General features: G+C 48.7%; 15 protein-coding genes, 3 tRNA genes and 5 pseudogenes. 21 read left to right on the plus strand and 2 right to left on the minus strand.

What is annotated here, in order from left to right; translation table 11 throughout:
- Positions 1 to 16: 16 nt before the first annotated feature.
- Both JCM15764_RS29095 and JCM15764_RS29100 read right to left on the minus strand, forming a co-directional pair.
- Positions 17 to 613 carry a hypothetical protein gene (locus JCM15764_RS29095; RefSeq protein ID WP_439645237.1) on the minus strand — a complete coding sequence of 199 codons (597 nt, stop codon included), beginning with the start codon at positions 611 to 613 and terminating at the stop codon, positions 17 to 19.
- Positions 614 to 666: 53 nt separating this feature from the next.
- On the minus strand, positions 667 to 1365 hold the full coding sequence (locus tag JCM15764_RS29100; RefSeq protein WP_439645238.1) for a ParA family protein: 699 nt from the start codon (positions 1363 to 1365) through the stop codon (positions 667 to 669).
- 102 nt (positions 1366 to 1467) lie between these two features.
- On the opposite strand from JCM15764_RS29100, the pseudogene xseA reads away from it, so the two are divergent.
- From xseA to JCM15764_RS00465, 21 genes and pseudogenes are all read left to right on the plus strand, one after another.
- Positions 1468 to 2805: pseudogene (xseA, locus tag JCM15764_RS00370) on the plus strand (exodeoxyribonuclease VII large subunit).
- Between the two features lie 87 nt (positions 2806 to 2892).
- Positions 2893 to 3123 (plus strand): exodeoxyribonuclease VII small subunit, encoded by a 231-nt coding sequence (locus JCM15764_RS00375; protein ID WP_054691572.1) that lies wholly within the window; start codon positions 2893 to 2895, stop codon positions 3121 to 3123.
- A gap of 35 nt (positions 3124 to 3158) precedes the next feature.
- Complete coding sequence (locus tag JCM15764_RS00380; protein ID WP_054691575.1) at positions 3159 to 4052, plus strand: polyprenyl synthetase family protein; 894 nt, start codon at positions 3159 to 3161, stop codon at positions 4050 to 4052.
- Positions 4052 to 5923 (plus strand): annotated as a pseudogene (gene dxs, locus JCM15764_RS00385) (1-deoxy-D-xylulose-5-phosphate synthase). Before JCM15764_RS00380 ends, dxs begins: the two are co-directional and overlap by 1 nt.
- 54 nt (positions 5924 to 5977) lie before the next feature.
- Positions 5978 to 7240: a peptidase MA family metallohydrolase gene (locus JCM15764_RS00390; RefSeq protein WP_054691577.1), complete on the plus strand. Its 1263-nt coding sequence runs from the start codon at positions 5978 to 5980 to the stop codon at positions 7238 to 7240.
- A 94-nt stretch (positions 7241 to 7334) separates the two neighbouring features.
- Positions 7335 to 7781, plus strand: coding sequence for an RrF2 family transcriptional regulator (locus JCM15764_RS00395; protein ID WP_054691578.1), 447 nt, complete (start codon positions 7335 to 7337; stop codon positions 7779 to 7781).
- Between the two features lie 264 nt (positions 7782 to 8045).
- Positions 8046 to 9352: pseudogene (tig, locus tag JCM15764_RS00405) on the plus strand (trigger factor).
- A 19-nt stretch (positions 9353 to 9371) separates the two neighbouring features.
- The gene (clpP, locus tag JCM15764_RS00410) at positions 9372 to 9971 is read left to right on the plus strand and encodes an ATP-dependent Clp endopeptidase proteolytic subunit ClpP (RefSeq protein WP_012647713.1); all 600 of its coding nucleotides are present in this window, start codon (positions 9372 to 9374) and stop codon (positions 9969 to 9971) included.
- Positions 9968 to 10867 carry an ATP-dependent Clp protease ATP-binding subunit ClpX gene (gene clpX, locus JCM15764_RS00415; RefSeq protein ID WP_279384165.1) on the plus strand — a complete coding sequence of 300 codons (900 nt, stop codon included), beginning with the start codon at positions 9968 to 9970 and terminating at the stop codon, positions 10865 to 10867. The genes clpP and clpX overlap by 4 nt, the downstream gene beginning before the upstream one ends.
- 55 nt (positions 10868 to 10922) lie before the next feature.
- Positions 10923 to 11150: a ClpB D2-like domain containing protein gene (locus JCM15764_RS25735; protein WP_279384166.1), complete on the plus strand. Its 228-nt coding sequence runs from the start codon at positions 10923 to 10925 to the stop codon at positions 11148 to 11150.
- A complete protein-coding gene (locus JCM15764_RS25740; protein WP_279384191.1) occupies positions 11096 to 11221 on the plus strand; it encodes a hypothetical protein in 126 nt (41 codons plus the stop codon). The genes JCM15764_RS25735 and JCM15764_RS25740 overlap by 55 nt, the downstream gene beginning before the upstream one ends.
- Positions 11222 to 11239: 18 nt before the next feature.
- Positions 11240 to 12133 (plus strand): LON peptidase substrate-binding domain-containing protein, encoded by an 894-nt coding sequence (locus JCM15764_RS20925; RefSeq protein WP_243688065.1) that lies wholly within the window; start codon positions 11240 to 11242, stop codon positions 12131 to 12133.
- Between the two features lie 26 nt (positions 12134 to 12159).
- Positions 12160 to 13628, plus strand: a pseudogene (gene lon, locus JCM15764_RS27595) (endopeptidase La).
- A 127-nt stretch (positions 13629 to 13755) separates the two neighbouring features.
- Positions 13756 to 13832: transfer RNA gene (locus tag JCM15764_RS00425), tRNA-Asp, on the plus strand.
- A 4-nt stretch (positions 13833 to 13836) separates the two neighbouring features.
- A tRNA-Val gene (locus tag JCM15764_RS00430) sits at positions 13837 to 13912 on the plus strand.
- 57 nt (positions 13913 to 13969) lie between these two features.
- Positions 13970 to 14046 (plus strand) — tRNA-Asp (locus tag JCM15764_RS00435).
- 196 nt (positions 14047 to 14242) lie between these two features.
- Positions 14243 to 14956: a polyprenol monophosphomannose synthase gene (locus JCM15764_RS00440; protein ID WP_054691581.1), complete on the plus strand. Its 714-nt coding sequence runs from the start codon at positions 14243 to 14245 to the stop codon at positions 14954 to 14956.
- 518 nt (positions 14957 to 15474) lie between these two features.
- Positions 15475 to 16209: a 6-bladed beta-propeller gene (locus tag JCM15764_RS00450; RefSeq protein ID WP_243688066.1), complete on the plus strand. Its 735-nt coding sequence runs from the start codon at positions 15475 to 15477 to the stop codon at positions 16207 to 16209.
- Entirely contained in the window at positions 16206 to 16943 is a 738-nt protein-coding gene (locus tag JCM15764_RS00455; protein ID WP_054691587.1) for a cytochrome c3 family protein, read from the plus strand. The genes JCM15764_RS00450 and JCM15764_RS00455 overlap by 4 nt, the downstream gene beginning before the upstream one ends.
- Positions 16944 to 16954: 11 nt before the next feature.
- On the plus strand, positions 16955 to 18043 hold the full coding sequence (locus JCM15764_RS00460; protein ID WP_054691589.1) for a cytochrome c3 family protein: 1089 nt from the start codon (positions 16955 to 16957) through the stop codon (positions 18041 to 18043).
- A gap of 105 nt (positions 18044 to 18148) precedes the next feature.
- A pseudogene (locus tag JCM15764_RS00465) lies at positions 18149 to 19356 on the plus strand (type II secretion system F family protein).

Genomic DNA, 19356 nt, shown 5'->3' on the forward strand with positions numbered 1-19356 from the left:
TTGCCTTCCTTATTCTTCAGCAGATCTGTTCCGCAATATGTCTTTTCAGTTTGGCGAATGCCCGGTAGTTTTCCTCCATGAGGATCGCCTCAGGATTGCCGGTGGTTATGGGATGAACAAAAAGAAATGCATCTCGCAAGGTTTCCCCATATCCTCTTAAAGTGTCCAGGGGAGGGGCCAATTCTCCAGGTTGATACGCCTTGCTGGACATGGGCAGGCCGCTGAGATCGAAACGATGGCACTCAACTTCTGTTCCGCTACCTGCGGAGACCGGCTTGAAGGCAAAGGCCGATTCCTTTATGGTGTCCTGCAGCATCAGCCGTACCGGGTCATCGCCCGGCAGACCCTGTGGCAGATTATAAATGGACGACAGCAGGAAACGTGAGAAACATCTTTCTTCCATAAAACCTGCATCACTTCCGTCGGATGTCTCATAAAAATAGGTAACGCCGCTCTTTGCTTGGCTGGATGGGCTGCCGCACATTATGCAGTGGGATTTGACGCCGCTCAGCCGAGCAAAGAATTCCTCTTTCTTGCGGGTGTCTTCAGCGGTGAGCCATTGATGGAAGAGCTGTGACCGTGGTTCGGTGGTGGCATTCATTTCCTGGAGCACACTTCTGGCCAGTTGGGTAAACTGGTTGTAAACGTCGGTACTGCGGGCATGGGTCAGGATCGGATAAATCTTGCCCTCCGGATTGGTGTTGAGACCTTCGACCTTGGGGCTTTTGGATATATAGGTATCGTGGCAGCGGTAACCGCGGTTAATGGCGTAGGCTTGAGGAGTGTCTTCTGATCGCTGAACATCCCTTCGAATTTCACCCTTTCATCCACCAGGCAGGGGATCAGAGAAAGGGTCTTCTTGTCCATGCCACGTTTGTCGAAGAGGTCGAAGATGTTGCGGCAGTTTTCCATGCTGGCCATGTCCTTGATGGGAATGATCACCTGGTCGGCTGCAAAGAGCGCATTCTGAGTAAGTATGTCCAGGTCAGGTCTGGTATCGATGATCAAGACGCCTGAGATTCCGGAAGATGCCAAAAGCCTTGCCAGAACCATGGGACCCTTCATCGAGGTTTTCAGACCGGAGAGTGCGCCGGAAGAGGGTATGTAATTGACCCCATACTGCCCCGTGTGAAGCAGGTCGAGACCAGGCGTTTCAAGGAGCAGGTCGGAGACATCCTTATCCTGTTTCTGTCCCTTGATGGCGAACATCTTGTCTATGGTGAAGTGATTGTCGAAGGAGAAAATGGAAACGGGCAGGTTTTCATCCAGTGCCTTAAGGAATATGGCCAGGTTTGTCGCCAGGGTGGTCTTGCCGACCCCCCCTTTTTCCGAAGAGATGGTGATTACATATGGATAGTTTTTCATGGCGGCATCATACAATGAAGCTATTCCCATGGTCAACCGGTAGTTTGACAGGCTATGGCGCCTATGGTAGAAACAGCTGTGAGTTGGGGGAACACAGGGGGCATGGTGCTTTTTGCCGAAAAGAATATTCTTAGCGTAAGCCAGCTGACCGGACTCGTCCGCAGCGTGCTGGAGGATAATTTTGATCATGTCTGGGTGGAAGGGGAAGTATCAAACCTTGCCACGCCGGGTTCCGGCCATCTGTACTTCACACTGAAGGATGCATCTGCACAGCTCCGCTGCGTCATGTTTCGCGCTTCTGCCCGCGCTCTGAAATTCAAGCCCAGCGATGGCATGGGGCTTATTGCCCGTGGCCGGCTCTCGGTCTTCGACGCACGTGGGGAGTACCAGCTTATTGTGGAATACCTGGAACCGAAAGGTATTGGCGCCCTGCAGCTCGCATTCATCCAGCTAAAGGAGCGACTGGCCAAGGAAGGACTTTTTTCCGATTCACACAAGAAGGAGATACCCAGACTGCCCCAGCGCATAGGTATTGTGACCTCGGCCACCGGTGCGGCTATCCATGACATTCTGAACGTACTGAACCGGCGCTTTGCCAACGTGCAGGTACTGCTCAGGCCGGTGAAGGTTCAAGGTGAAGGAGCTGCCGAAGAAATAGCGGCTGCCGTGAACGATTTAAACAGATATGGAAGCATAGATGTCATGATTGTCGGTCGTGGCGGAGGTTCGCTGGAAGACCTGTGGGCCTTCAACGAAGAGATCGTGGCGCGTGCATCTATCGATCCTCTATTCCTGTAATTTCTGCCGTAGGCATGAGATAGATTTTACCATATCAGATTTCGTTGCCGACCTGCGTGCCCCAACGCCATCCGCAGCGGCGGAGATGGTGATAAAAAGCAAAACGGAAATCTCCGCCGAACTGGAGGCGTTGTCCCACCGCCTGGGGATGGCCATGCGTCGACTGCTCAATGAACATTGGGGAGAGCTCAATGGCTTGGTCCGTGCTGTCAAAGATCCGTCGATGCTCCTTGGCCATCTGGCCCAGCGGCTTGATGACCTGGAAGGCAGATCATGCGCTGTATTCGTCAGTTGCTGATCAGAAGCGCCGATAAAAATCATTTTCTTCATGACCGCCTTAGCTTGCAAAACCCCGTCCTGCAGTTGGAGCGGTGCCGGGAGCAGCTCCTTCTTGTGCAGTCCCGAATGGAAAAGACAATGATGCATACTGTCGAGCGGGCGGGGCAGTCCCTTGCCTTCAATGCCGGCAAGCTTCAGGCCCTTTCACCGTTGGCCACCATGGCCCGTGGGTATTCTATCGTGAAAAAGCTTCCGGGTGGTGCGGTGGTAGCCGATCGGGACCAACTGGCCGCCGGCGATTCCATAGATATATTGCTTAAAAAAGGACGCGCTACCTGTAGAGTGGAGTGCACCCATGACTGACAGCGGTCATCAAACCTTGACTGCTTGGCACTTATCTGTATAATAACGCTGTTTTTTCCCAAAACTCCTGTCGGAAAGAGCTAATCCATGGCCGTTGAAAAATTCGAGACCGCACTGAAAAAATTGGAAGAGGTAGTGAAGAAACTGGAAGGTGGAGAGCTTTCCCTTGAAGACTCGCTTAAAGCCTTTGAGGAAGGGATCAAGCAGGCCGCTTTTTGCTCGAAGAAGCTCAATGAAGCAGAAAAACGGGTGGAGGTTTTGCTCAAGCAGAAGGATGGCCGATTTGTAACCGAACAGTTTCAGCCTGAAGATGAATGAATGTCTAATATCCCAACGTATGAAATGAGATTTGAATGGATTTGAAAAGTTACCTGAAAGAACGCTGCCAGCTGGTAGATGATGCACTCGACCGATTTCTGCCCCTTGCCGATGACCTTCCTGCTTCGCTCCACAAATCAATGCGTTACTCCATCTTTGCGGGGGGGAAAAGGATCCGCCCCATACTGATGCTCGCCGCCTGTGAAGCCGTGGGAGGGAATATATCCCAGGCCATGCCTGCCGCCTGTGCCATGGAGATGATTCATACCTATTCACTGATACATGATGACCTGCCTGCCATGGACGACGATGATTTTCGTCGCGGCAATCCCACCAACCACAAGGTTTTCGGCGAGGCCGTAGCAATTCTTGCCGGAGATGCCCTTCTTACCGAGGCATTCATACTGCTCAGCAATGTGGCAGCGGCCCAAACTATCCCGCCGGCTGCATTGGTCCAGGTAATTCAGGAAATTTCCTGCTGCGCCGGATCAAGAGGGATGGTTGGCGGACAGGTGGTTGACATGGAGAGCGAGGGCAATGCCGAGATAGATCTGGCGACAGTCCAGTACATTCACACCCATAAAACCGGCGCATTGATCAAAGCTTCTGTCAAATCCGGGGCACTGCTTGGCGGTGCAGGCAGCAAGGACGCCGAAAGTCTCACCCGTTACGGTGAGGCTATAGGGCTGGCTTTCCAGATTGCCGATGATATCCTCGACATTGAGGGAACCACTGAGGAGATCGGTAAGGACGCCGGCAGTGACGAAGCCAGGGGAAAGGCGACCTATCCCGCTGTGATGGGCTTGGCAGAAGCCAAAATACGTGCTGCGGAACTGGTGGACATCGCCCTTGATGCCCTGTCTGCTTTTGATAGAAAAGCTGATCCCTTACGTGAAATTGCATCTTACATCGTGAAACGGAAGTCCTGATGGCTGGTTTACTAGAGACAATCAGCGGTCCTGAATCACTGAGGAAACTTTCGCTCAGAGAGCTGAATATCCTGGCCGGTGAACTGCGTGAAGTCATCATCAGCACTTGTTCCGGCAATGGCGGACACTTGGCGCCCAGTCTTGGGGTTATCGAGCTTACCATTGCTCTGCACGCTGTCTATAACAGTCCTAATGATAAAATAGTGTGGGATGTGGGACACCAGGCCTATGCACACAAGCTGCTGACCGGTCGCCGTGAACAGTTCGGCACCCTGCGCCGGTTGGGAGGCATAAGCGGGTTCCCCAAGCGCTGCGAGTCACCCCATGATGCTTTCGATGTGGGACATTCTTCCACTTCCATCTCCGCTGCCCTCGGCATGGCCTTGGCCCGTGACCTGAAACGGGAGAAAAACAAGGTGCTGGCCGTTATCGGTGACGGCTCCATGACCGGCGGACTTGCCTATGAGGGGCTCAATCACGCCGGACACCTCAACCGGGATATGGTGGTGATTCTCAACGACAACGAGATGTCCATCTCCGAAAACGTCGGAGCCCTTTCAAGCTTCCTCAGCCGGACCATCACCAGCGAATTTGTCCACAAGATCAAGAAGGATGTGGAGGGATTCCTGGAAAATATGGACGGTCTTGGCCGTGGTGTTCTGCAGGTGGCGAAGAGGGCGGAGGAAAGCCTTAAAGGGCTTTTTACCCCTGGCATGCTCTTTGAGCCTCGGCTTCGAATATGTGGGGCCCATCGATGGCCACAACATCGAACTGCTCATGCAGACCCTGGAGAACGTCAAGCGTTTCGACGATGCAGTGCTGATACATGTATTGACCAAGAAGGGGAAGGGTTACGGGCCTGCCGAAACCAATCCGTCCCTTTTTCACGGGGTCGGGCCTTTCGATGTAACCACCGGCAAGGTTGCCAAGGGGAAAGGGGGGGCAGCCTCCTATACCTTGCTCTTCGGTGAGGCTCTGAACAAGATAGCCGATGACAATGAAAAAATCGTTGCCATTACCGCTGCCATGCCCGATGGTACCGGACTTTCGGCCTTTGCCGCCAAGCATCCAGACCGTTTCTTCGATGTGGGGATTGCAGAACAGCATGGTGTCACCTTTGCCGCGGGTCTTGCCGGCCGTGGATTAAAGCCGGTGTTTGCCGTTTACTCCTCTTTCCTGCAAAGGGCCTATGACCAGATCTTTCACGACGTCTGCCTGCAGAACCTGCCGGTGGTTTTCGCCATCGACAGGGCAGGAGTGGTGGGCAGTGACGGCCCCACCCATCATGGGGTCTTCGATCTGTCATACCTGCGTTCCTTTCCCCAGATGACCCTGATGGCGCCCAAGGATGAAAACGAATTGCAGCACATGCTTTTTACGGCCATCAATCATGATGGTCCTTCGGCCGTTCGCTATCCGCGCGGCAACGGTCATGGAGTTGCCATTGATCAGGAGTTCAGGGAATTAGCCATAGGAACAGGTGAGCTTCTCCGTGATGGTGACGATGTCGCCATTCTGGCCCTTGGCACCATGGTTTACCCGTCCATGGAGGCAGCCGATCTCCTTGCTGCTGAAGGCCTCAATGTGGCGGTAGCAACATGCGCTATGTAAAGCCCATTGACAGGGAGCTGGTCCTTGAAATGGCTGCCAAGACCGGCAGACTGGTAACGGTTGAGGAAAATGTCCTGCAAGGGGGCTTCGGGTCGGCTATTCTTGAGCTTCTTGAAGAGGAAGGCCTGAGCCACTTGCCAGTCACCCGGATCGGCTTCCCCGACTGTTTTATTGAACAGGGTGAACAACCTGAGTTACGGACCCGGTATGGACTGGATCCCACCGGGATTGCCAAAAGCATTAAAGGAAGTATGCTGTAGCAGTGAGAGCCGGGCCATGCCCGGCTTTTTAAATTTTGAATTAACGAGGCTGTCATGCAAAAAATGACCTTTGCCTGTTTGTCCGTTGTATACCTCCTTGCTTTTCTTTTTTGGCCAATTCCTTCCTGGGCCGACGATCCTTTGATCCGCAATGATTATGCACTTGAGTTGTTGAATAAGGGGGAATACGAAAAAGCCCTTGAACAGCTGCAGAGGGCCTTTTCTTTCTACCCCTACGATGAGACATTGCGCAAGAACCTGGCTGTGGCCTACATGTATATGGGTAAAAAAGAGCTGGAAAACAATCGCTATCTGGAGGCTGCCGAAAATTTTGACCATGCGCGGGAACTTTCCCCAGGAAATTCCACCTACGGAATGATGCGCGGAATAGCATTTTACCTGGCAAAGAACTATGATGCTTCAAAATTCGAACTGCGCAGAGCCATTGATGACGGCAACAGGACCACTGATATTTACTATTTCCTTGGGCGTGCCCACTATGATTCCGGTGAGCTGGAATCAGCCGTAGAAACCCTGGTCAAGGCCCAAGAGCTTGAACCAGGCAATAAAGTTGTGGCTGAGCTTCTGGAGAAGATCCGCAGGGAGGTCGCTGTCGAGTCAAAGATGGGCAAAGGGCACAGCTCTAAATTCGAGATATCCTATGATACGGAGGCTACCTCCAGTCTGGCCGATGCAGTTCTCGATGCACTGGAGACAGCCTATAATCAGGTAGGTTCGGACCTTGATTACTTTCCTTCAGCAAGGATACCGGTCATCCTCTATACAAAGAAGGACTATCGACTGGTAACCTCAAGTCCGGAATGGTCGGGAGGGCTTTACGACGGCAAAATCCGTCTCCCCATAGGCGGGGCGGCGGAACTTACTCCACAACTCAGAGCAATTTTATTCCATGAGTACACTCACGTTGTCGTCAATGAGCTTGCAAGGGGCAATGTTCCCACGTGGTTAAATGAAGGACTTGCAGAGTATGAAGGACGAAGGGAGTATAATCCCCCTATGGCTGAGCTGGGAGGGGCTGCAAAAATCGGCAGTTACCTGCCGTTCTCTTCCCTTGAAGGCTCTTTTGGAGGTCTGAGCAGCAAACAGGCTTCACTGGCATATCAACAGAGCTATTCCCTGGTCAACTACATGATCGGCGCCTATGGCTGGTTCAATGTGAAAGAGATTCTGGTGAATCTCGGCAGGAGGATACCAGTAGACGCCGCTTTAAGTAAAGCCCTGGGTGGTTTTGCCATGGATTATGCCGGCATGGTGCGGGAATGGCAAAACTACATGCGGAAAGAATTCGGCAGGTGAATGCGCCCAAGAGGTAGTTCCCTGGAATCTTTTCCTTGACAGAGGAGCATACTTCAATTATAAAAAGACAAAACTGGTCCTAAAGGTTGTTTTGATGATGGAGTTGACCCGCAAGGGAGAATATGCAATCAGGGGCATCATTTATCTGGCCCAGCAGCCCCCGGGCAAGGTATCTCTCATAAGCGAGATTGCTTTGGCCACTGATGTGCCCCAGACATTTCTTGCCAAAATTTTTCAGAGCTTTGCCAAGCTGGGTATGATAAATTCATCTCGTGGCACCGGGGGCGGGTTTGTTCTGGGACGTCCTGCTTCTTCCATAACCCTCCGCCAGGTGGTCGAAGCCGTTGAAGGCCCGATCATTCCCAACCGCTGTCTTATGGATAGCGGCGCATGTGACAGGGGAGGATACTGCAATGTGCACAATGTGTGGAGAACCGTGCAAAACAACGTGATAGGGATTTTGGATAGCGTGACCATCGAGGAACTGGCAAAGCGACAAGCTAAGAATTTTGGCAATAAAGAGAGTAAAAGGGCAGGATGATTAAAAGAAGGCCCTTTTACCACGCGAAAGGGGCCTTTTCCTTTTTTGCTGCTGGTTTCAGCAGTAAATACTTCTTTCTTGACACAGATGGCATCGTTTGTTATTTTTACAAATCCATTTTTAAGTGCGTAGGTAGCTTTAAAGCCCATCAAGAGGGGTTCGATAACCATCCTAAAATTCTGCTCCTGTTTTTCCCGCCCAATATCCATGTCTGAACCATGGCAGTAATCCTGCCTGTTAATTACCTGATAAGAGAGGAATAAAATGCAGATCAGTGTCGAGTCGTTAACTTCCGTGAAAAAAAAGATCAATTTTGAGATCCCGGCAGCGCGGGTTGCTTCAGAAGTGGAAAAAGTCTATGACGAAATCAGAAAACATGCCGCCATTAAAGGCTTCCGGAAAGGCAAGGTGCCCAAAGATATAATCAAGAAGCATTACCATGAAAAGATGGCTGACGACGTCCTGAAAAATATTGTTAACGACACTTACTTCAAAGCCTTGACTGACGAAAAGATTTATCCTGTATCATACCCGGTCATAGATAGCGATGAACTGAAGGTAGGGGAAAATTTTAAATATTCTGCAACCGTCGAAGTGTTTCCGGATGTTGAGGTTAAGGATTATGACGGGCTGGAAGTTAAAAAGGAAAAATTCGTTCTGAACGATGAGGTGGTTTCAGGCCGCCTGCGGGAGATGCAGGAGAATATGGCCCATCTTGAACCTGCTGAAGCCGGTGTTGCAGCAAAAAGCGGAGATTATGTTACCTTCGATTTCAAAGGCTCCATTGATGGTGTACCCTTTGAGGGAGGAGCTGCTGACGATTTCCAGCTTGAACTTGGTTCAGGCCGTTTTATTCCCGGTTTTGAAGACCAGCTTGTGGGTATGAAATCCGGTGACGAAGGTGAAATCAAAGTGACTTTCCCTGAAAACTACGGCCAAAAAGACCTTGCCGGTAAAGATGCCACCTTTGCCGTTAAAATAAAGGAAATCAAGGTAAAGGAACTGCCCGAGCTGAATGATGATTTTGCCAAAGACTTCGGCGAATTCGAAACATTGGAAGATCTGAAGAAAAAGATCGCGGAAGTGCATAATCTGCAGGAAAATGAGCGAATAGAGGCTGACCTCAGGGATCGACTGATAAAAGCCTCATCGAAAAAAACAGTTTCGAGGTTCCTGACACTCTTGTTGACAAACAGCTGAATCTGATGCTTGAGAACAGCAAAAGAAGGCTGGCCATGCAGCGACTTACCATGGAGATGATGGGCCTTAACGACGAGGGCTATAAAGCACAGTTTCGCAGTGCTGCCGAGACACAGGTCAAAGGTTCCATACTGCTGGATGCACTTGCCCGCAAGGAATCCATAGAGATCACTGCTGCTGAGGTGGATGAAAAGCTAAAGCAGATCGCTCAACAGAATAATCAGGACTTTGAGCAGGTGAACAAATTTTACCAGCAGAATGCCCAAGCAAAGGAAAATCTGAGCGCCCAGTTGAAGGAGGACAAGGCAATAGAGCTTTTATTGTCAAAAGCCACCGTAACTGAGGTTGAGCGCAAAGAACTGGATAAATAATTTAGCCCTAGGAGTTGACATGCTTGTGCCAATAGTAGTTGAGCAAACCGGAAGAGGTGAACGGTCCTACGATATATATTCCAGACTTCTCAAAGACCGGATCATCTTTCTGGGTGGAGCAATAGATGACACGGTTTCGAATCTTGTCATTGCTCAACTCCTCTTTCTTGAAGCGGAGGACCCTGACAAGGATATCCATCTTTACATAAATTCTCCGGGTGGCGTAGTTACTGCGGGGATGGCTATTTACGATACCATGCGCTATATCAAGGCACCGGTATCGACCATCTGTGTCGGTCAGGCTGCTTCCATGGGTGCATTTCTGCTTTCTGGTGGTGAGAAGGGAAAAAGGTTCAGTCTCGCCAACTCCAGAATAATGATTCACCAGCCGCTTGGAGGATTTCAGGGGCAGGCCACCGACATACATATTCATGCTCAGGAGATATTGCGCATGAAAAAGAAACTCAATGAGTTGCTGGCTGAACATAGCGGACAGACGGTGGAAAAGATCGAGGCGGATACGGAACGTGATTATTTTATGTCTGGTGAAGATGCGAAAACCTATGGTATCATAGATTCCATAATTACCAGAAACACCATTACGGGAGGTTCCCGGTGAGTAGAAGAGACGACCGGTCCGATAATCTGATCTGTTCCTTTTGCGGCAAAAGCCAGGAAGAGGTAAAAAAACTGATCGCAGGTCCCACAGTTTACATCTGTGACGAATGCATCGAGTTGTGCAACGACATCATAGCCGAAGAGTCGAAACTTGAAGAGGCAACGGGACCGGATGTCAAAAAACTGCCAAAACCCCTTGAAATAAAAGATGTCCTCGATGAGTATGTGATAGGACAGAAACAGGCCAAAAAGGTTCTTGCCGTTGCAGTCTATAACCACTACAAACGCATTGAAGCCATGACCAAACCGGGCGAAGTGGAGATGCAGAAAAGCAACATCCTGCTTCTGGGTCCGACAGGTTCGGGTAAAACCCTGCTGGCTCAGACTTTGGCAAGGATCCTTAAGGTTCCATTCGCCATGGCAGATGCAACCAACCTGACAGAGGCTGGTTATGTAGGTGAGGATGTGGAAAATATCATTCTTAACCTTTTGCAGGCTGCCGATTATGATGTTGAGCGGGCACAGAAGGGCATAATCTATATAGATGAAATCGACAAAATAGCCCGCAAATCGGACTCTCCTTCCATAACCAGGGATGTTTCCGGCGAAGGCGTACAGCAGGCTCTTTTGAAAATCATCGAGGGCACTGTTGCCAGCGTGCCTCCCAAAGGCGGACGAAAGCACCCTCAGCAGGAATTCCTTAAGGTAGATACGACAAATATTCTCTTTATCTGCGGTGGCGCTTTTGCTGGTCTGGAAAATATCATCCAGCAACGGATTGGGGTCAAGACTTTAGGTTTTGGCGCTGACGTTAAAAAAGAAAATCGAGAAAAAAGCCGGGGAGCTGCTTATCGGCGTAACGCCAGAGGACCTGCTGAAATTTGGATTTATTCCTGAATTCGTAGGGAGGCTGCCTGTTCTTGCTTCTCTCACCGAATTGGATGAAGAAGCAATGGTTCAGATACTCAAGGAACCCAAAAACGCCTTGGTCAAACAGTACCAGAAACTTTTCGACATGGAGCACGTCAAGCTCAAATTCACGGATGGTTCCTTGGTTGCCATTGCCAGAGAGGCTTTAAAAAGAAAAACCGGAGCGCGAGGCTTAGGTCCATACTGGAGAATGCCATGCTCGACATCATGTATGAGATACCATCTCAGACCATGGTTAAAGAGGTGGTAATCAGCGAAGATGTTATCTACAACAAGGAAAAACCAATTATAGTATATGAAAGCGTGGCGGAGTCAGCCTGACGCATGGGAAACTGTTAAATGTCTGAGAAAACCAAGACCAGCAGCATCAAGAGAGGGAAACCGACCAGGTTCCCTCTCTTTCCTTTAAGAGATATGGTGATTTTCCCCCACATGGTGGTGCCTCTGTTCGTGGGGAGGGAAAAATCGATCCATGCCCTGGAAGCGGCGATGAATGGCAATAAATACATCTTTCTTGCCACCCAGAAAAATGCCAAGGTTGAAGACCCTAAACCGGATGAAATATACAGCACCGGAACCATCTGTCACATCATTCAACTACTTAAACTTCCTGACGGCACGGTAAAAGTGCTTGTCGAAGGTGAAAAACGTGGAACGATCCTCTCCTACCTGAACTGTGACGGCTACTTTACCGTGGAAGTCGCAGATGTTTCAGAATCTTCCAACAAGACGGCTAAATTGGAGGCTTTTGTCAGAGGAATCCGCAGTTCTTTTGAAAGGTACGTCAAACTTACCAAAACCATACCTGCTGAAGTGACCAATGTGGTTTCCGGTATTTCGGAACCTTCCAGGCTGGCAGACAGCATAGCTACCCATTTAAACCTGAAAATAACGGACAAGCAGGACCTGCTTTCCCTGGCTGATCCACTGAAAAGATTGGAAAAGCTCCTGGTATTCATGGAATCAGAGATTGAAATACTGCAGATTGAAAATCGCATTCATTCCCGCGTCAAAAAACAAATGGAGAAAGCCCAGAAAGATTACTATCTCAATGAGCAGATGCGGGCAATCCAGAAGGAACTGGGAAATAAAGATGAGTTCAAGCAGGAATTGGCAGAATTGGAAAAGAAAATAGCCAGACTGAAAATGCCTGTTGAAGCCTCAGAAAAAGCTCTGTCTGAATTGAAGAAGTTAAAGTCGATGTCTCCTGCCTCCGCTGAGGCTGCGTTATAAGAAATTACCTGGATTGGCTCCTTTCCGTGCCCTGGACTGAATCGTCTGCTGAAAACAAGGATATAGCCACTGCCGAATCTGTTCTCGATGCTGATCACTTTGGACTTGAGAAGGTAAAAGAGAGGATACTGGAGTACCTGGCAGTTACTTCTCTTGTTGCCTTGAAAGGACCTATAATATGTCTTGTCGGGCCCCCAGGGGTCGGCAAGACATCCCTGGTTAAATCCATCGCCAGAGCCACGGGACGGAAGTTTATCAAAATGTCTCTTGGAGGAGTGCGTGACGAAGCAGAAATCAGAGGACACAGACGTACATATGTTGGAGCCATGCCGGGTAAGATCATACAGAGCATGAAAAGAGCTGGTACAATCAACCTGTCTTCCTTCTGGATGAAATCGATAAAATGAGCACGGATTTCAGGGGGGATCCTGCTTCAGCTCTTCTTGAAGTGCTTGATCCTGAACAGAATTTCACCTTCACCGATCATTTCCTCGATGTTGACTATGATCTGTCCAGGGTAATGTTCGTGACGACCGCCAATTCCCTTCATTCCATTCCACGACCGCTTTTGGACAGGCTTGAGGTTATAAGGCTGGATGGTTATCTGGAAATGGAAAAACTTGCCATCGCAAAACAGTACCTGGTGAAAAAACAGCTGGCAGCCCATGGCCTGCAGGGAAAAAATGCGACATTTACCGATAAGGCCATATTGGAGATAATTCGCCACTATACCCGTGAGGCAGGAGTAAGAAACCTTGAGAGGGAAATAGCCAATATTTGCCGAAAAACCGCCCATGCTCTTGTAAAAGGTGAAAATTCAAGATCAAAGAAGATTGCCATTTCGGACAGAGAGATTAAAAACTTCCTCGGGGTTCCGCGTTTCAGATATGGGATGGGAGAGGAAACGGATTCCATAGGAGTTGTTACGGGACTTGCCTGGACAGAAGTGGGGGGGGACTTGCTGAAGATTGAAGTTGCCACTCTTCCCGGTAAAGGTAAAATGATCATAACAGGTAAACTTGGTGAGGTGATGCAGGAATCCGCCCAGGCTGCCATGACCTATGTCCGTTCCCGAGCATTGATGCTGGGGCTGGAGCCCGACTTCTATCAGAATCTGGACATACATATTCATGTCCCTGAAGGAGCGATCTAAGGATGGTCCATCTGCGGGGATAACCATGCAACGGCGATAATCTCTGCTTTGACAAATAAGGCAGTTCTGAATTCCATTGCCATGACCGGTGAAATTACTCTTCTGGGCAGAGTTCTTGCCATAGGCGGTTTAAAGGAAAAGATTCTTGCTGCCAGGCGTGGTCTGATAAAAAAAGTGCTTATCCCGGTAGATAATGAAAAGGATCTGGTGGAAATGCCCAAAGAACTCATTGCAGGGTTGGAAATAAGATCAGTAAAACATATGGATGATGTCATTTTGAACGCTTTTGTTTCCAGTCCATTAGTTGCAAAAGCGGAGAGTTTTCAGATACTGGCGGTATGATGAAATCCCAGTCTGAAAAAGTTACATCCCATTGAGGCTTTTTTTGCAAAATAGTCTTGACACAATTGGCGTTGTTTTGATATAAGATGTGTCTGCTTAAGACGGGATGTCAAGTCTAGCAGGTCATGGGGTCGTAGTTAAGATGGTTATAACGCCGGCCTGTCACGCCGGAGGCCGCGGGTTCGAGCCCCGTCGACCCCGCCATTAAGGGCGAATAGCTCAGCTGGGAGAGCGCCAGCCTTACAAGCTGGATGTCACAGGTTCGATCCCTGTTTCGCCCACCAAAACACTCGCGGGAGATAACATCTCCCGTTTTGTTTTACCACCACCACAATTTATTTGGGGTCGTAGTTAAGATGGTTATAACGCCGGCCTGTCACGCCGGAGGCCGCGGGTTCGAGCCCCGTCGACCCCGCCATCTAGAGAAGCCATGCTTATAGCATGGCTTTTTCTGTCAGATTTACCTCTCCTCAACAGTCTGCCGGTCCTTTCGCTTGACTTAGAAGCTCCAAATCGTTTATCCTTCAGAAGTTACGACACCACAATTCAGTTTCCCAAAAGTCATGTCCTCTATAAATATGGCTCAAAATATATGAAGTTTAAGGGGGGTATCGGTGAAGACTGTTGTAGTTATACCCACCTACAACGAGTGTGAAAATCTTGAGAGACTGACGACGCAAGTCCTTGCTCAGGATGTATCCATCTCCATTTTGATCGTTGACGACAATTCCCCTGACGGGACCGGTGACCTAGCAGATAAAATGGCTGCATTAAATCCAAGGATCAGCGTTCTTCATCGCAAAGGAAAGCTTGGCCTGGGATCAGCGTACAGAGAAGGATTCCGTCTCGCGATGCAGCAAGGTGCAGATTATATAATCGAAATGGATGCAGATTTTTCCCATGACCCGGAGATACTGCCGCACTTTCTTCAAAAAATGTCCGAATTTGATCTGGTCATAGGATCGCGGTATCTGAATGGGGTCAGTGTTGTTAATTGGCCCATAAGACGACTTATTCTCAGCTACTCTGCCAGTGTCTACACACGCCTTATTACTGGCCTCAAGATTTCCGACTGCACCAGCGGGTTTAAATGTTTCAGTCGTAAGGTTTTAGAAAAGATAAACCTGGACGAAATAAAATCTGATGGATATTCCTTTCAGATTGAGATGAATTTCCGCTGCGTCGAGCAAGGCTTTAAGGTCGGGGAAGTGCCGATCATATTTATAGACAGGCATGCTGGGTCATCCAAGATGTCAAAAAAAATCGTCCGCGAGGCGGTGATAATGGTCTGGAAATTGAAACTCGGCTCACTTTTACACTATAAATAAGGATATGAATAAGGAACCACCATGTCGTCCCAACAATGGGCCATTCTTACATTACTCGGTTTTTATGGCTGGATTTCATCTACTGTAGCTTTCATTCTGACCAGCTTTCCATCAAATGGAGGATTTCTGATAAAAAAAGGAATCAGAATCGGAAGCTGTGTTGTTTTCTTTTTTGCCATGTGGATAATCGGCATGCTTAACGCCTGAAAGGGGAGTGGCTATTGCTTTGTAAAGCTTTTCTTACCGTTTCCCTGCTCCTGCTTACTGCCTGTGCAGCTGTTGAGCCGCTTACTCTCCACGATCCCCAGATTAATCTTGCTTGGCCTTATCCCCCCAACGAACCTCGAATCAGGTTTCTCCGGACCATCAACGGCCCGGACGATATTCTGCCCCCTCGTGGAAAGGTCAGAAAATATTTTGATTATTTGACGGGTGAGTCGGACCAGGGAATAAAGCTCGATCTGCCCTTCGCTATTGGAGGGGATGGCGAATCCGTATTTTACATAGCAGATTCCGGCATGGGGATTGTTCACAGATACGACTTGGAGTCACGGGAGGTGGGATACCTTTTCATGGCCGGGGAGGATCTGCTGTCCAGTCCTGTAGGGGTCGCGGTTGATTCCGCTAAAAACCTGTATGTCTCCGATTCGTTGAACGGCAAGGTGTATAAATATGATAAGAATGGAAAATTTCTTAGGGAATTAAAACCGGAAAAACCCTTCTCCAGGCCGGCCGGTATTGCAGTAAACAGCAAAGACGAAAAGTATGTGGTGGATGTTCTGGCACACAAACTGTATCTTTTTGACAAAGATGATCGCTTTAAGAGTCCTTTCCCACGACAACGTGAAGATCAGGAACTTAGTTACCCATCCAATGTTGCAGTGGATAGCAGTGATAACGTGTATATTACCGATTCAATGAACTTCACCATTAAAAAGTTTACGCCTGATGGCGAACTTAAGGGCAAAATCGGCGACATAGGCGATGCACCCGGTTCTTTCGCCAGGCCAAAAGGGATAGCTATTGACGGGGAAGGTCATCTCTATGTTATTGATGCCACCCTTGATGATTTCCAGATCTTTAACTCCGAGGGAAAACTCCTTCTGCATGTGGGGAAAAATGGCGCAAGACCTGGAGAATTTTATTTGCCCAGCGGTATATATATCGATAAAAAGGATCATATCTTCATCGCAGACACTTACAACAGCAGAGTGCAGGTTTTTCAGTATTTGAGAGAGGGTACGAAACAGTGAAAAAGGTTCTTGTCGGATTGGCTGTTCTCATTAGCCTGATAATTCTCCAGAAAAACAGTTTTGCCATTTATGGTCCCAAGGTAACCGAGACAGGCAACAAGCACAACTTGTCCTATGACAATACCGGGGTTACATACAAGGCCTCCGATTCCAGTGATCCTCGCGCACGCCAGATATGTATATTCTGCCATACACCTCATAATGCGGTGATCAATCGTGGATTGTGGAACAGGATGGAGACCACCCAGGTCTTCGGACAATACACCGCTACAGGTCTTCGCATCAGAACCGATCTCAAAGCCATAAGCGATTATAACGAACCAAATGGTGCATCACGGCTCTGTCTCAGTTGTCATGACGGAGTTACTGCACTCGGAGCCGTTGCTCGTGGCACCAACATAGCCATAAACGGTGATCTTGCCAAGGTTATGGCCGGAATCAACGTTTTCGATCGCACTAAAGTTACCAATTCCCATCACCCTGTTTCCTTCAATTATGCCCGAGTGCAGCAAGCCCTGCCTGATTACAAGGTCGTTTCTTCCGATGGGAAAGTAAAACTTGACGGACAAGGCAGGATGCAGTGCACCACCTGTCACGATCCTCATCAGACCAGGGATACGACCATGCCTTTCTGGGTATGGGACTACATACCGCCGGATCCCCCTTCGGATCCTGCGAACTCACACGATGCAGTATGTGTTACCTGTCATCAATTTCCTAACAATACCTTTTAAGGAAATTCCTTATGTATAAAATACTTTTCATATCTGTGTCGCTGCTAGCCATGTCCCTATCGATATCAGCGTTCGGGGCCGACAAAGTTACCCACCTGGATGGGACAAAGGTACCTCGTGGTTGCGCCACCTGTCATAATCGTTTCAATTTCAAGACAGGGGGCGGCGTTGCAATATGCATTGTTTGCCATGGTGATCCTTCCCGGATTTCCCAGGAATACAAGTTTATGCCGAAAAAGTTTGCTCCCAAAATGTCCGACCAGAAAAACGTCGAGGCCGAGTTTAAAAAGCCCTATCGCCATCCTGCCTTCGAATTTTCAGCAGGAGTGCACCGGGCTCAGGAGAATTTTCCTGAAACGGATTCCAGGGCACAGCGTCATGCAACTTGCGGCGATTGCCATAATGTTCACTATTCCACCCCTACCAACAAATTTGCCGGATTAAAGAATAAAAGGGGGTTGGTAACGTCCATATCCAATGAGTATGAGCTTTGCTACCGGTGTCATGGCGATAGTGCAAATCTTCCCTCACGATCTACAAATAAAAGAGTTCTGTTCGCTTCAACAAATCCATCCTTTCATCCCATTGAAGCCGAAGGTAGAAATTCGGCTGTAGTCAGTCTGTTGAAACCATACAAGGAAAAGAAGATTATTCCGGGAGATGTATCCCGAATTTCATGCAGCGACTGCCATGGAAGCGATAATTCCTCATCTCCTTCCGGACCACATGGCTCCAACTATGAGTTCATCCTGGTAGAGAATTACTCTATCAGGGACAACCAGTCCGAATCGCCGCAGAATTATGCTCTATGCTATCGGTGTCATAGTCGCACCAGCATCATGAGCGATGAAAGCTTCAAGTATCACTCGCTGCATATCAACGGAAGGGCCGCCGGTTCATCTTTTTCAGGTACTTCCTGCCACACCTGCCATGATTCCCATGGAAGTACCGAATACAAATATCTTATTAGATTCAACCAGGAGATTGTTTCCGCCAATGCAAACGGAACCTTGAAATTTGTGGAAAAAGGAGTGGCTTCATTCCGTGGTGAATGTTATCTTTCGTGTCACGGCGTGGATCACGATCCAAAAAAATATTAAATATCTACATTTATCTGTTAAAATGTGATAATTAAAAACCACAGTCTTTTGTGCTGTGGTTTTAATTATTCTAATTTCAAACTTTTTATGGTAGATTCTGCCTCTATGCCTCTCTTTAAATGTAAAATCGGTGCCGCAGACGGCAAAATTCTTGAAAAGGAACTTGAAGCTGCAAATGTTTCCGTTCTTAAGCAAAGTCTTGAAGAGCAAGGCTTTTTTGTTTTTGAGCTTAGGAAAAAACCAATGCAGTTTCTTCAGGACGTTGGTATCAGTCGACGCAAGGTCGACAATAAAGCCCTCCTTACCTTTAACCAGGAATTACTGGTGCTGATCAAAGCCGGTCTACCGATCATTCAGGCGCTTGATACCATTTTGGAGCGGGTAGAGAAGGGGCGTTTGCCGGAAATACTGAATGAAGTCCGGGAGGATGTTAAGGGAGGCGCCGCTTTATCAACAGCATTTCAAAAGCACCCGAAGGTCTTCCCCCATCTGTACATCGCTTCGGTCCAGGCTGGCGAGAGAACCGGCGATCTACCCCAGACCATTTCCCGTTATATTGCATTTCTTAAGAAATCAGAAGGCTTTAAGAAAAAGGTCATCTCCGCCCTTATTTATCCCGGAATCATCCTGACTGTTGCATTTCTCGCCGTAACCATGCTGCTGGTCTATGTAGTTCCCACATTCAGCCAGGTTTACGCCGACTCAAAATCGAGTCTTCCGTTACCAACGCAAATGTTGATCGGATTTACCAGCGTTCTCAAACGTTATTTCCTTGTCGCTGTCGGTCTCATTATCATTTCAGCTTTCCTTTTAAGGAAATGGTCGGAAACGGAAGCCGGCAGATTCAGGTGGATAGCCTCAAGATCAGAATTCCGTTCATTGGTCCGCTTCTCATTAAGTATGCCATGACCACCTTCATGCGGACTTTGGCTACTGTTATGGGGAGTGGTATTCCCATTGTGGAGTCACTCAGAATGTCAGTGGGTACCCTGAATAACATGTTACTTGAGCGGAAGCTTTTGGCTGCCGTTGTGAGAGTGGAAGAAGGGGTCCAGCTATCTTCAGCCCTTGAAGGAACCAGGATGATGCCTCCCCTTGCTTTGCGCATGTTGGGTGTCGGTGAGACAACCGGTTCGCTGGAAGAAATGCTGGGGGACATATCTGAGTATTTTGAGGAAGAAATAGAACGAAACCTGAACGTGCTGACAACTTCCATTGAGCCTGCCATCATGGTAGTTATGGGAATAATTATCGGCGGCATCATCATAACCATGTACCTGCCCATATTCAAAATAGCAGGGACAGTAGGTTGA

The sequence above is a fragment of the Geotalea toluenoxydans JCM 15764 genome, from assembly GCF_001311985.1.
Lineage (GTDB): Bacteria > Desulfobacterota > Desulfuromonadia > Geobacterales > Geobacteraceae > Geotalea > Geotalea toluenoxydans.

Excerpts from the sequence above, each read along its gene's own strand:
- JCM15764_RS29100 (WP_439645238.1), bottom strand. The coding sequence starts at position 1,365 with ATGAAAAACTATCCATATGTAATCACCATCTCTTCGGAAAAAGGGGGG.
- JCM15764_RS00375 (WP_054691572.1), top strand. The coding sequence starts at position 2,893 with ATGGCCGTTGAAAAATTCGAGACCGCACTGAAAAAATTGGAAGAGGTA.
- JCM15764_RS00380 (WP_054691575.1), top strand. The coding sequence starts at position 3,159 with ATGGATTTGAAAAGTTACCTGAAAGAACGCTGCCAGCTGGTAGATGAT.
- JCM15764_RS00390 (WP_054691577.1), top strand. The coding sequence starts at position 5,978 with ATGCAAAAAATGACCTTTGCCTGTTTGTCCGTTGTATACCTCCTTGCT.
- JCM15764_RS00395 (WP_054691578.1), top strand. The coding sequence starts at position 7,335 with ATGATGGAGTTGACCCGCAAGGGAGAATATGCAATCAGGGGCATCATT.
- clpP (WP_012647713.1), top strand. The coding sequence starts at position 9,372 with ATGCTTGTGCCAATAGTAGTTGAGCAAACCGGAAGAGGTGAACGGTCC.
- JCM15764_RS25735 (WP_279384166.1), top strand. The coding sequence starts at position 10,923 with ATGGTTCAGATACTCAAGGAACCCAAAAACGCCTTGGTCAAACAGTAC.
- JCM15764_RS25740 (WP_279384191.1), top strand. The coding sequence starts at position 11,096 with ATGCTCGACATCATGTATGAGATACCATCTCAGACCATGGTTAAAGAG.
- JCM15764_RS20925 (WP_243688065.1), top strand. The coding sequence starts at position 11,240 with ATGTCTGAGAAAACCAAGACCAGCAGCATCAAGAGAGGGAAACCGACC.
- JCM15764_RS00450 (WP_243688066.1), top strand. The coding sequence starts at position 15,475 with ATGGGGATTGTTCACAGATACGACTTGGAGTCACGGGAGGTGGGATAC.
- JCM15764_RS00460 (WP_054691589.1), top strand. The coding sequence starts at position 16,955 with ATGTATAAAATACTTTTCATATCTGTGTCGCTGCTAGCCATGTCCCTA.